General features: G+C 67.5%; 9 protein-coding genes and 1 pseudogene. 9 read left to right on the top strand and 1 reads right to left on the bottom strand.

Features of this window, described 5'->3' with window-relative positions:
* Nucleotides 1-334: 334 nt before the first annotated feature.
* The 3 genes from AC5P7F_RS16820 (at nucleotide 335) to pncB (ending at nucleotide 3305) form a co-directional block, all read left to right on the top strand.
* Nucleotides 335-1186, top strand: a complete 852-nt coding sequence (locus tag AC5P7F_RS16820; RefSeq protein WP_046428748.1) for a glycosyltransferase family 2 protein — start codon at nucleotides 335-337, stop codon at nucleotides 1184-1186.
* Entirely contained in the window at nucleotides 1183-2022 is an 840-nt protein-coding gene (locus AC5P7F_RS16815) for a glycosyltransferase family 2 protein (protein ID WP_014645900.1), read from the top strand. Before AC5P7F_RS16820 ends, AC5P7F_RS16815 begins: the two co-directional genes overlap by 4 nt.
* 101 nt (nucleotides 2023-2123) lie before the next feature.
* Nucleotides 2124-3305, top strand: a complete 1182-nt coding sequence (gene pncB / locus AC5P7F_RS16810) for a nicotinate phosphoribosyltransferase (RefSeq protein ID WP_014645901.1) — start codon at nucleotides 2124-2126, stop codon at nucleotides 3303-3305.
* A 16-nt stretch (nucleotides 3306-3321) separates the two neighbouring features.
* Here the strand turns inward: pncB and AC5P7F_RS16805 are convergent, their stop codons facing one another.
* Nucleotides 3322-3687, bottom strand: a complete 366-nt coding sequence (locus tag AC5P7F_RS16805; RefSeq protein ID WP_014645902.1) for a hypothetical protein — start codon at nucleotides 3685-3687, stop codon at nucleotides 3322-3324.
* Nucleotides 3688-4146: 459 nt separating this feature from the next.
* On the opposite strand from AC5P7F_RS16805, the gene AC5P7F_RS16800 reads away from it, so the two are divergent.
* The 6 genes and pseudogenes from AC5P7F_RS16800 (at nucleotide 4147) to AC5P7F_RS16775 (ending at nucleotide 12833) form a co-directional block, all read left to right on the top strand.
* On the top strand, nucleotides 4147-4686 hold the full coding sequence (locus AC5P7F_RS16800) for a fimbrial protein (protein WP_014645903.1): 540 nt from the start codon (nucleotides 4147-4149) through the stop codon (nucleotides 4684-4686).
* Nucleotides 4687-4771: 85 nt separating this feature from the next.
* Nucleotides 4772-5500, top strand: a complete 729-nt coding sequence (locus AC5P7F_RS16795; RefSeq protein ID WP_014645904.1) for a fimbrial biogenesis chaperone — start codon at nucleotides 4772-4774, stop codon at nucleotides 5498-5500.
* 92 nt (nucleotides 5501-5592) lie between these two features.
* Nucleotides 5593-8157 carry a fimbria/pilus outer membrane usher protein gene (locus AC5P7F_RS16790; RefSeq protein ID WP_046428752.1) on the top strand — a complete coding sequence of 855 codons (2565 nt, stop codon included), beginning with the start codon at nucleotides 5593-5595 and terminating at the stop codon, nucleotides 8155-8157.
* Complete coding sequence (locus tag AC5P7F_RS16785) at nucleotides 8148-9185, top strand: fimbrial protein (RefSeq protein WP_046428755.1); 1038 nt, start codon at nucleotides 8148-8150, stop codon at nucleotides 9183-9185. Before AC5P7F_RS16790 ends, AC5P7F_RS16785 begins: the two co-directional genes overlap by 10 nt.
* 266 nt (nucleotides 9186-9451) lie before the next feature.
* Nucleotides 9452-10635, top strand: a pseudogene (gene wecB, locus AC5P7F_RS16780) (non-hydrolyzing UDP-N-acetylglucosamine 2-epimerase).
* The gene (locus AC5P7F_RS16775) at nucleotides 10632-12833 is read left to right on the top strand and encodes a membrane protein (RefSeq protein ID WP_046428760.1); all 2202 of its coding nucleotides are present in this window, start codon (nucleotides 10632-10634) and stop codon (nucleotides 12831-12833) included. The pseudogene wecB and the gene AC5P7F_RS16775 overlap by 4 nt, the downstream one beginning before the upstream one ends.
* Nucleotides 12834-12835: the final 2 nt, after the last annotated feature.

Raw genomic sequence — 12835 nt, 5'->3', positions numbered from 1 at the left:
TGACTGTCTGTCAGATTTCGAAATCAGAAAATGGGGTCAGATCCGTTTTCCTCTGGAAAACGGATCTGACCCCAGGCTTTGCCGACAGATCGCAGAAATCTGTCGAAGGCGGGGTGGGTCTGGTTGCGGGGGCGTGAGCCGCATGGATGCGGCGACCGAGCTTACATGGACGTACTTGCAACGTCCCCCGCAACCGGACCCACCCCGCCATCCCACGGATAGCCGGCTTCTGCTGTTGCTTCGGCTTCGGCTCCAGCCTCCGCGGGTGCCGGGTGCAACCCGGCCGATACCCTCCCGGTGCTACGCTGTGGCCACCGACAACCACGGAGGCGGGATGGGGGCGATCGTGTTGTTGCCGCTGTGCGTGGACGATGCCGCACTCGACCGCTGCCTGGCCGCGCTGGATGCCGGCACGGCGCCAGGGACCGCGGTCTGGTTGGCCGATGACGCACAGACCGGGCCACGCGCGCAGGCGGTGGTGGAACACTGGCTGGCGCATACGCCGCTGCAGGCCGAGTACACCCGGCGCGCGCGGCCACTGGGCGAAGTCGCCCATCTGGACGAGATGCTGCGCGCCTGCGATGGCCTGGACGTGGCCGTGCTGGCGCCGGACAGCGTGCCATCACCCGGCTGGTTGCAGCAGTTGCAGGATGCCTTCGCCCGCGATGCCGCGATCGCCACCGCAACCCCCTGGTGCAATGCCGGCGAGACCGCCGCGTGGCCACGGCTGGGCGAGATCAATCCCGAGCCGCAGGACCCGGTCCTGCTGGCGCACACCTGCGCGACGCTGCCGACGCTGCACCCGGAGCTGCCATCGGCGGTCACCCACGCGGTGCTGGTGCGCGGCAACGCGCGCCGTCGCGCCGGCGGCCTGGACGTGGACAGCTACGCTGGCTGGAACGCGGCACTGGTCGACCTCAGCCTGCGCATGGCCGGCCTTGGCTGGCGCAACGTGTTGTGCGAGACCGCCTTCGTCAGCCGGGCAGGGGAGGCGGTCAGCCGCGATGGCGATCTGGAGGCCCTGGCCGCGCGCTGGCCGGCCTGGGTACCGCGGCTGGCCGATTTCCTGATGCACGACCCGCTGCACGGGCTGCGCGCCGACCTGCAGCAGCGCATGCGGCAGGCGATAATGCCGAAGGAACAGGGCGACCTGTTCGTCCCGTCAGTGCCGGAGCCACCCGTTTGAATGTTGCCATCGCCGCCATCGTCGTCACTTACCAGAGTGGCAGCACCATCGATGCCTGCCTCTCGCGCCTGCGCCAGGCGCAGGATGTGGCCGAGATCCGGGTGATCGACAATGGTTCGCTGGATGGCACCCTGGACATCGTGCAGCGGCATGCCAGCCACGATCCACGCGTGCGCTTCGTCGGCAACCCGGACAATCCCGGCTTCGCCGCCGCCAACAACCAGGGCGTGGCCGACTCGCACAGCCCGTGGCTGGCCTTCATCAACCCGGACCTGATGGTCGAGCCGGACACGCTGGCCGAACTGCGCTCCCGCGCCGAAGCGCTGGGCGACTGCCTGCTGGGCGTTGAACAGGTGGACGAGCATGGCCATGCCGACGAGGCGGTGCGCCGCCGCGACCCGGATTTCCTGAGGATGCTGCGTTCGCCCGGCAAGGGCTCGAAGCTGGCGGTTCCGCGTGAGCCGCACCAGGCACTGCAGCGGGTGCCGGCACTGTCCGGCGCACTGCTGATGATGCCGCGCGCGCTGTTCGACCGTATCGGTGGCTGGGACGCAGGCTATCGCCTGCACGCCGAGGACCTGGACCTGTGCCGGCGCGCGCGCGAAGCCGGCGCGGTGGTAGCGATCGCCAACGACCTGCAGGTTACCCATGTGCGCGGTGTCTCCAGCCGCTCGCGGCCGTTCTTCGTGGAATGGCACAAGCACAGGGGGCTGTGGCGCTACTTCCAGAAGTTCGAGGCCAGGCAGCGTTCGCTGCCGGTGCGCGCGGCGGTATGGGCTGCGATCTGGGCGCATGCGCTGATGCTGGTGCCGCGCCTGCTGCGCAGGTCGTTGTAGAGCCGAGCCCACGCTCGGCTGCATGGAAAGGGTCATCCACGCATGGTGTGGCTCCACTCGCCGCGCCCACGGTTCACTCCGCCGGGCGCATAATCCGCCCCATGCCTATCATCCAGTCCCTGCTCGACACCGACCTGTACAAGTTCACCATGATGCAGGCGGTGCTCCACCAGCACCCCGGCGCCCAGGTGCAGTACCGGTTCAAGTGCCGCACCCCCGGCATCGACCTGGCAAGCTACATCGCCCAGATCGATGAGGAAATCGACCACCTGTGCAGCCTGCGTTTCAGCGACGCGGAACTGGACTACATGCGTGGCCTGCGCTTCGTGAAGCCGGACTTCGCCGATTTCCTCGGCCTGTTCCATCTGGACCGCAAGTACATCCAGCTGCGTGCGTCGACGGCCGTGCCCGGCGAGATCGAGCTGGACATCACCGGCCCGTGGCTGCACACCATCCTGTTCGAAGTGCCGCTGCTGGCGATCATCAACGAAGTCTGGTTCCGCAACACCACCACGGCCGACTTCGCCGAAGGCGAGCGCCGCCTGCAGGCCAAGGCCGCGCTGCTGCGCGATACCCCCGGTTTCGAGCACTGCCGCATCGCCGACTACGGCAGCCGCCGCCGCTACTCGCGTGACTGGCATGCCCGCCTGCTGCCGCTGCTGCGCGACGCACTTGGCCCGCAGCTGGTCGGTACCAGCAACGTCCACTTCGCGCGCCTGTATGGCATGACCCCGCACGGCACCATGGCCCACGAGTACCTGCAGGCGTTCCAGGCGCTCGGCCCTCGCCTGCGTGATTCGCAGGTGGCGGCACTGGAATCGTGGGCGCGCGAGTACCGCGGCGATCTTGGCATCGCGCTGTCCGACGTGGTCGGCCTGGACGCGTTCCTGCGCGACTTCGACATGTATTTCTGCAAGCTGTTCGACGGTGTGCGCCATGACTCCGGCGATCCGTTCGACTGGGGCGACCGCATGCTGGCGCATTTCCAGCAGCGCCGGGTCGATCCGCGCAGCAAGGTGCTGGTGTTCAGCGATGGGCTCGACATCGCCAAGGTGATGCGGCTGTACGACTACTTCCGCGGTCGCTGCCAGGTCGCGTTCGGCGTTGGCACCCACCTGACCAATGACCTCGGCCCGACGCCGCTCAACATCGTCATCAAGATGGTCCGCTGCAACGGCCAGCCGGTGGCCAAGCTCAGCGATTCGCCGGGCAAGAGCATGTGCGACGACCCGGGTTACCTGGCCTACCTGCGCCAGGTGTTCGAATTGCCGCAGCCGGAGTAATACCGGCCTGCAGGGCTTACAGGTAGTCGACGACCACCAGGTAGGCGCCCTGCAGCGGCTGCTGCTTCGAAGCCTGCACGCTGTATCGCTCGGAGAAGGCGATATCGCCGGCGCGCATCGCGCTGGCCGACACCGACAGCTTCTGGCCCTGGCGCTTGCCGTCACGCAGCGTCGCCGCCTGGCCATCGGCCAGTGCCGTCACGGCCACCGTCGAGCCCTTGGCCGACGGTGGGCAGGCCGCCAGGCTCAGCTCACCCTGGGACAGGTTCGTCGTGCAGCCCGGCTCGGCGATACGGCCGCTGAAACGGATGCTGCCGCTGCTGGCCTGGGCCAGCGCACTGACGGACATCAGGGCCACGCACAGCAGAATGGAGTTCCTCATGACACGTTCTCTGGTTCGGTGTGTCCTAGTTAGCGACAGGATCGATCAACCTTTAATAGGACGATTCCGAATCTGCTAGGGCCATCACCAAGAAAGAGTGATGCGCATCAAAGAAGCCAAATTCCCCCTGAAAAATGCCTGTTTCCGCGCGTGCCGAACGCGTCGCGCAATGCGACATCCCCAGTCGTTTGTAGCGTGACCGGGCCCCGCGTCAAATCCCCCGCACCCCGAGGCTGTGATTTCGCCTAGCACGTCACATTTAATGCGTCAATGAATTGGCGTTCAGAAAAATAATGAGACTTTCATCACATTTGTGCCTATACTTGCGTCACGGATTCAGGGAGAGGTATGTCCGAGTCCGGCCACAGGTGAGACGCAAGGATGGGTCTTGTTAGCCCGGCAGTGCTCCTTGCTTCCTCCTCTACTTCTCATCTCTTCAGTAGGGTTAGGTAAAAGCGAATGCACAAGATGAACCTCATTGCCGCTCTGATGCTGGCCGCCGCTCCGCTGGCCGCCAACGCCGCCGACGGCACCATCACCTTCAATGGCAAGGTGACCGACAAGACCTGCACCATCTCGACCCCGGGCGGCAAGGACTTCGCCGTGACCCTGCCGACCGTGTCCAAGAACACCCTGGCCACCGCCGGTGCCGTTGCGGGCCGTACCCCGTTCGCCATCAACCTGACCAAGTGCAGCGCCGGCAACGTCGCCACCTACTTCGAGCCGGGTTCGACCGTCGACTTCAACAGCGGCCGCCTGGTCAACCAGGCCTCGGCCAACGCTGCCACCAACGTGCAGCTGCAGCTGCTGGGCTCGAACAACCAGTTCCTGCCGATCAAGGCTGCTGGCGCTGGCCTGGCGCAGACCAACTCGCAGTGGGTCACCGTCGGCACCGACGGCTCGGCCGATCTGAACTACTACGCTGAGTACTACGCCACTGCCGCCGCCACCCCGGGCGACGTCACCAGCAGCGTCAAGTACACGATCATCTACAACTGATCGTCGTCGTACCCGCATTGGCCGGCGTACGCGCCGGCCAGTGCTTCGCGGCCCCTGGCCACACCCCTCGAGCGTAGTACTTCCGATGAAAGCAATCTTTCCCCGGGCGCTGCTGCTGGCAGCGTTCACGCTGCCCTTCTGCCAGAACGCTCTGGCCGGCGTGGTGGTCAACGGCACGCGAGTGATCTATCCGGCGCAGGCGCGCGAAGTGACCGTGCAGGTCGACAACGTGGGCGATTCGCCGGCGCTGGTCCAGGCCTGGATCGACAGCGGCGACGCCAACCAGACCGCCGACAACAGCGACGCCCCGTTTGTACTGACGCCGCCGATCGCGCGTGTCGAGCCGGGCCGCAGCCAGGCGCTGCGCGTGATCTTCTCCGGTGCGCAGCTGCCGACCGACCGTGAGTCGGTGTTCTGGCTCAACGTGCTGGATGTGCCGCCGTCGCCCGACAACGCCGACAGCGGCGACCAGAATTACCTGCAGGTCGCGTTCCGTTCGCGCCTGAAACTGTTCTACCGGCCGCAGGGCCTGAAGGGCGTCGCCAACGACGCGCCGGCAGCGTTGCGCTGGACCCGCACGGGCGATCGCCTGCGGGTGGAAAACCCCAGCCCCTTCCACGTCACGCTGGCCGAAGTGCATGCCGTGACCGGCAGCAGCGAGAAGACCGTCGAGGACAAGGGCGCCATGGTCGCGCCGAAGCAGAGCCTGGAGTTCACCGCACCGGCGGGCTCCGACCAGGTGCGCTTCATCACCATCAACGATTACGGCGGTCGGGTGGAGCACACGGTCCGCCTCGGCAGTACCGGGGGCTGAACGCGCCGCGCCGGCCATGGGCCTGCGCATCCCGCCACCGCCGCCGTGCGGCGAATTGAAGGAATGTCAGTGTGATCGGAAACAGATTGACATTGTCGATCCACCAGGCGATCTGCCTGCTGGTTGCTGGCGTGGCCTGCCCAGGATGGGCGCTGGCTGCGCCGGCCAATCTCGGCGAACAGGCGCTGATGGCGCAGAGCGGTGCGGCCAATGCGCGTGCACCCGAGTCGGCCCAGTTCAACTCCAGCTTCCTCTCCGGCCAGGCCAAGCAGGTCGACCTGGCCTCCTTCACCAATGGCAACCCGATGGTGGCTGGCACCTACCGTGTCGACGTCTACGTCAACGGTGGCTGGCAGGGCCGTCGCGATCTGCAGTTCAAGGCCGATGAGCAGGGCCGCGTCGACGCCTGCCTGCCGCTGCCGATGCTGGAAGAAATGGGTGTGGACAGCGAGGCCGTGCTGCTGCAGCAGGACCCGACGCTGCCGACCGACACGACCAGCTGCGTGCCGGTACAGCGGCGCATGGCCAATGCCTATGGCATCTATGACAGCGGCAACCTGCGCTACGACCTCAGCATCCCGCAGGTGTTCCTGCGCCGCGAGGCGCGCGGCTACGTCAATCCGTCGCTGTGGGACCGCGGCATCAACGCTGGCTTCGTCGGCTACAGCTTCAACGCCATCGACAGCGACAGCCGTGTTGAAGGGGGGCAGCGCAATCGCAGCGCCTACCTCGGCCTCAACGCCGGCCTGAACCTGGGAGGCTGGCAGTTCCGCCACGATTCCAACCTGACCTGGTCCGAAGGCAACGGCCGCCACTGGCAGAGCATTGCCACCTATGCGCAGCGCGGCATCCCGCAGGTGCGCGGCATGCTCACCATTGGTGAGGCCTACACCACGGGCGAGCTGTTCGATTCGATCGGCTACCGGGGTGCCAGCCTGGCCAGCGACGACCGCATGCTGCCCGATTCGCTGCGCGGTTACGCGCCGGTCGTGCGCGGTATTGCCGAAACCAACGCGCGCATCGAAGTGCGCCAGAACCAGCAGCTGATCTACTCCTCCACCGTATCGCCGGGCAGCTTCGTCATCGACGACCTGTACCCGACCGGCTACGGCGGCGACCTGGAAGTGAGCGTGATCGAGGCCGACGGCCGCCGCCGCGAATTCAAGGTGCCGTTCGGTTCTGTGCCGCAGATGCTGCGCGAAGGCGTGTCGCGCTACTCGCTGACCGCCGGCCAAGTGCGCAACAAGCTGCTGGCCGATGAGCCGTGGCTGGCGCAGGGTACCTACCAGCGTGGCATCGGCAACCAGTTGACCCTGTACGGCGGCAGCGCGCTGAGCGAAGGCTACCTGTCGCTGCTGTACGGTGTCGGCCTGTCCACGCGCGTCGGTGCCTTCGCTGCCGACGTCACCCATGCACGGACCTCGTTCGACCACTACGGCAGCCATGCCGGCGCCAGTGTGCGGCTGAGCTACAGCAACATGATCGGCGAGACCGGGACCAACCTGACCCTGGCCGCCTACCGCTACTCCACTGAAGGCTTCTACAGCCTGCAGGACGCGCTGTATGGCCGTGATTCGGACAAGCGCGGCATCGACCCGACCACCCGTGGCCGTCAGCGCAGCCAGTTCCAGGTAACGCTGAACCAGCCGCTGGGCCGACGTGGCGGTGCGCTGTACGTGACCGGCTCGGTGCGTGACTTCTACGACCGTTCCGGCACCTCCAAGCAGTACCAGGTGGGCTACAACAACGCCTGGCGCTCGGTGAACTACGGCTTCTCGGCGCTGCGCACCGAAGAAGGCGTGCTCGGCCGTTCCGATACCCAGTACCTGCTGTCGATGAGCGTGCCGCTGGGCCGGGGCACCCACCCGGTGTCGTTCAGCGCCGACCTTGGCGCGCGCGACCGCGGTGGCTACGACAACAGCCGCGTCGGCATCACCGGTTCGGCCGGCGTCGACAACAACTTCAGCTACGGCGTGGCCCTGTCCGATTCCCGCGAGGGTGGCACCACTGCGGTCGGCAATGCCGAGTACCGCAGCCGCTACTCGGCGTTGAACGCCACCTACAGCCACTCGCGTGATTTCCGCCAGGCGTCGGTCGGTGCCAACGGCAGCGTGGTCGTGCATCCGGGCGGCTTCACCTTCACCCCGCAGCGCGGCGACACCATGGTGCTGGTCGAAGCGCCGGGCGCGCGCGATGCGATCGTCAGCAACGCGCCGGGCCTGCGCGTCGATGGCCGCGGCTACGCCGTGGTGCCGTACGTGTCGCCGTACCGCCTCAACACCGTCACCCTCGATCCGCAGGGCATGGCCCACGACGTCGAACTGGAAAGCACCAGCCAGTCCATCGCGCCGTTCGCCGGTGCCATCAGCTACCTGCGCTTCGACACCCGCAAGGGCAACGCGCTGCTGATCCAGGTGCGCAACGCCGATGGCCGCAGCATGCCGTTCGGTGCGCAGGTCAAGGACGAACAGGGCCAGCCGGTCGGCATGGTCAGCCAGGGCGGCCGCCTGTACGTGCGCAGCGAGAAGAACCAGGGCCAGTTGCAGGTCGAGTGGGGCGCCGGTGCCGACCAGCGCTGCACCATTGATTACCAGGTACCGGCGGGCGCCGATGCGTCCAAGACCGGCTTCATCCCGCTGGAGGCAGCATGCCGATGATTTCTTCCCGTGGCCGCCAGGCGCTGGCCGCGCTGGCCGTACTGGGCGGCGTGCTGCTGGCGCAGCAGGCCAGCGCCGCCTGCCGCATCCAGAACAGCTGGTTCATCGCCCAGGACGTGACCATGGACATGGGCCAGATCGTGATCCTGCCCAGCACCCCGGTCGGCGGTGTGATCAAGGAAATCAGTGAACCGATCACCCAGCAGAACAGCGTTGCCCGCTGCGATTCCTGGACCGGCGGTCGTTCGATCGGTGAGTACGTCAACGCAGCGCAGAAGCGCCCCGTGGCCGGCTTCTCGAACGTCTATGAAACCGATGTGGCAGGCGTCGGCATCCGCCTGTACCGCGATTCGGGTGCGATCCAGACCTACTACCCGCACTCGATCAACTTCGGTGGCGGTTCCGTGGTCAGCCTCATCGGTGGCCAGTTCCGCATCCAGCTGATCAAGACCGCTGCGCAGACCGGTTCGGGCGTGATCGCGCCGAACGGCCGCTTCACCAACTACTACTTCGACGGCGATGGCCCCGGGCGCCCGGTACTGACCTCGACGTTCAAGGGCTCGGGCACCACCGTGGTCAGCCCGACCTGTGAAGTGCAGGCCGGCAGCCGCAACATTGCCGTCGATTTCGGCAGTGTGCCCAACACCACCTTCACTGGTGTCGGCTCCAAGGCCGTTGATCGCGACTTCGAAATCCGCCTGAACTGCCAGGGCAGCAACGTTGCCGCCTACCAGAGCAAGATCGGCATCCGCCTCGATGCCGACCAGGACAGCTCGAACATGCCGGGCGTGCTGAAGCTGAGCGCGGCCAGCAACAGTGCCACCCGCATCGGCATCCAGATGGTCCAGCGCGATGGCAGCACCGAGCGTGAAGTGCGCTTCGGCCAGACCATCAGCGTTGGCACCACCGCGCCGGGTACCAGCGTCATGGCGCTGCCGCTGCGCGCGCGCTACGTGCAGACCCAGGCCGGTACGGTGGGCGCGGGTGTCGCAAACGGCCAGGCCACGTTCACCATCCAGTACGAGTAAGGCCGCCCCGGCGGCGGCCCCTGCTGCGTTCCGCCGCAACGTCGCCCGGCTCACGGGCGGCGTTGACTGCGTCTTGATCCTGCAACGATGAAGATCGATGCCACGACGCGCATACAGACGCCTTAGTGTGATGTATGTCGCGAATTTGGAGTTTCCTCATGAGGTGACCGTCTCCTGCCTGCGGGTGCTGGACGGCAACGCCGAAAGGATCCAGACGTGGCTACTGCTGCTTGCACCCTTCCGCGCCGGCTTTCGGGAGCGCTCCGGTGAAGGTCCTGTCGGTGTTCGGCACGCGACCGGAAGCCATCAAGATGGGGCCGCTGGTGCGCGCCCTGGCACACGCTGCGGATATCGAATCGGTGGTCTGCATCACCGGGCAGCACCGGGCGATGCTCGACCAGGTGATGGCGCTGTTCGAGATCACCGCCGACCATGACCTCGATGTCATGGTGCCCAACCAGACCCTCAATGGCCTGTGTTCCAGGCTGTTCGAACGGCTTGACGCGCTCTACACGCAGGTCCGCCCCGACTACGTGCTGGTGCATGGCGATACCACCACGGCGATGACCGCGGCCCTGGCCGCGTTCCATCACCGCATCCCGATCGGCCATGTCGAGGCCGGCCTGCGCACCGGCGACATCCACCGGCCGTGGCCGGAGGAGATGAACCGGCGGGTGATCGATGTGGTCGGCCATCAGTTGTATGCACCCACTTCCGGCTCGCGCGCCAACCTGGCCCGTGAGCACCTGGGCGGGCAGATCCTGGTCACCGGCAACACCGTCATCGATGCCCTGCAGCAGACCGTGCAGCGGCTGGATGCCGATCCGGCACTGCGTGCGCAGGCCGACGAACCCTTCCATATGCTCGAACCCGGCCGCCGGCTGCTGCTGGTCACCGGCCATCGCCGCGAGAGTTTCGGCCAGGGCTTCGAGGACATCTGCCGTGCGCTGGCCGAGCTGGCACGGCGGCCGGACCTGCAGGTGCTGTACCCGGTGCACCTCAACCCGAACGTGCAGGGCCCGGTCAATGCCCACCTCGGCAACCTCGACAACGTGCACCTGGTGCCGCCGCAGGATTACCTGCGCTTCGTGCGCCTGATGCAGCGCGCCGACGTCATCCTCACCGACTCCGGTGGCGTGCAGGAAGAAGCCCCGGCGCTGGCCAAACCGGTGCTGGTGATGCGCGATGTCACCGAACGGCCGGAGGCGGTCGAGGCCGGTGTGGTCACGCTGGTCGGCACTACGCCCTCGCGCATCGTCGATGCGGTCAACGCGGTGTTGGCACGCCCCCCGCAGCCGGCCCGCTTCGACCCCGATGCCAGCCCTTACGGGGATGGCCGCGCCAGCGCCCGCATCGTCGCCGCCCTGCGCGGTGCGCCCCTTCCCGAATTCTCGCCCGGCGTCCGCAGCAGCGGCGCCGTCCACCCCATCCACGCGAAGTGACGCCATGACCCAGACCGGCCGCTCTTCCCTGTTTGCATCCGCCGCTGCGTTCGTCCTGTCGGGCGTGGTTGGCAGTGCCCATGCCGCCGACAGCGTCGCCGGCCAGTTCACCGAATGGAGCAGCGACAGCACGGTGCACCGGCAGATGACCCTGCGCGAACTCGGTTTCCGCCAGCCACTGGTGCTGAGCGGGCAGGAGAGCCAGCGCGAGGTCTACCTGCCGGTGCCGGCCGGTGTGGCCACCCGCGACGCGCAGCTGCAGCTGGATGGGCGCTATGTGCGCGGCCACGCCGGGCGCACCTCGGGCCTGTGGTCGGTCGATGGCGACCCGATCGCGGCGCGTTCGATCACCGATGCCCAGGGCGATGCCAGCCAGCTGCTGGCCATCGATGGCGAACCCCGCCAGAGCGGCTTCGTACGGGTCGGCGTCGGCTGGTGGTCGATCGTGTCCGATTACCAGTGCGCCGACCAGAGCGCGCCGGCCAATGTGCTGCGGCTGTCGCCGGACTCGCGTTTCAGCTACCGCTTCGACGGCCGCGCCGTGGATACCGTGGCCAAGGCGTGGGGGGCGCTGCCACCGCGGGTGCGCCTGCTGGTGGATGGCAAGGCGCTGCAGGCACCGGCCTACGATGCGGCTTGGCGCATCGGTACCGCGTTGCAGGCCGGGGGCAAACAGGTGCAGGTGGTGGCCCTGCCCAAGGTCGGTGACAGCGTTGACCTGGCCGGTATCAGCATCCCGGCCAGCCTGCAGGGCGTGCCGGCCTACGCCGCGCTGGCCACGGGTGAGCGCGCGCATGCGATCAGGGATCTGGCCGAAGTCGGCGCGCTGCTGTCATTGCGCGACAGCGGGCCGTTGGCCGCCGATGTGATGATCGGCAGCGATGCACTGCGCGCCGGCGTGCGTGCGGCGCTGGATGCGCTGGCCGTACAGGTCGGCGCGGCGGGGGCCGATGCGGGCACCGCGTTCGCCGCGTGGCGCGGCACCGGCATGGGCGGCCTGGAAAAGCCCGCCGCCAACGCGTCGGTCAGCGTGGTGGCCGTGGCCGGGCGTCCGACGCTGGTGGTCGACCCGGCGGCGGCGGGCAAGGTCGCCGGGCTGCTCGCCGAGCAGTGGCGCAGCTATGCACTGGGCCGCAGCCTGCAGGTCAGCGCAGCGGGCACGCCCAGACTGGACGGTGACCAGGTACTGCTGAGCCGGCTCGGCAACATCACCGGCACCATGGATGTGGTGACCCGCGCCGACCGCAGCGCCAGCTTCGACCTCGGCGCACTGTCGGCCGATGGCCGCCTGCCCGAGCAGGTGGTGATCGATGTCTCGGCGGCCCCCAACGCGGCCGGGCAGGGCGCGGTCGCCACGATCTACCTCAACGATTACCTGTTGGGTGGCAAGGTGCTGTCGGCCAACGGCCAGCCGCAACGGCTGGTGGCCAAGGTGCCGGCCTACGCGCTGTCGGCACGCAACGAGATCCGTGTCAGCTTCCTGCGCCAGCCGGCGCGTCCCTACTGCCACGATCCGGCCACGGGCTATCCGGTCTCGATCCTGCCCAGCAGCCACCTGACCTTGGCCAAGCGTTCGCTGGGCAGTGACTTCGTGGGTGCCAGCAGCCAGCTGTCGCGCGGCAACCAGGTGTTCGTGCCCGGCACCTGGCTGCAGGATGCGCCGGCCTCGCTGGGCAAGGTCATCGCGGTGACCAGCGCAGTGGGCGCATCGCCGGAGGCATCGGAACTGAAGGTGGTCGAAGCCGGTGCCGTGGTCAGCCCGGGCGCGCCGTGGCTGGCGTTCGGCGTGGCGCCAGCCGGTGTCGATGTGGCCGGCCTGAAGGATGGCCACCTGCTGATCGGCGGCAAGCCGCAACCGCTGTTGGATGTGAGCGGGCTGGATCGTGCCGCGGTGGTGCAGGTGGGGTCGTCCGGTGGCCAGCTGGGCGTTGTTTACAGCGACCTCGGTGCGCAGTCACCGCCGTTCGGCGCCCCATTCCGTTTGCTGCGGGGCGATCTCGCCGTGCTCGACGGCAGTGATGCCGTGCGCGAATTCGACCGCCAGGATCCCTACGGCACGCGTATCGCGCAGGACGGCAACCCGCAATCGAAGTGGGAACGGCACATGGTCTGGCTGCTGCTGCTGGTCGGCGTGATCGTGTTCGCGCTGCTGGCCGCCCGCGTCACCCAGGTGCGTCGCCGCAAGTCCGCCAACACAGGGCACTGATC

The organism is Stenotrophomonas sp. YJH_SMC_105-26 (genome assembly GCF_059368915.1).
Note: the sequence above shows the minus strand (reverse complement) of the source record. Positions and strands in the feature narration are given on the sequence as shown.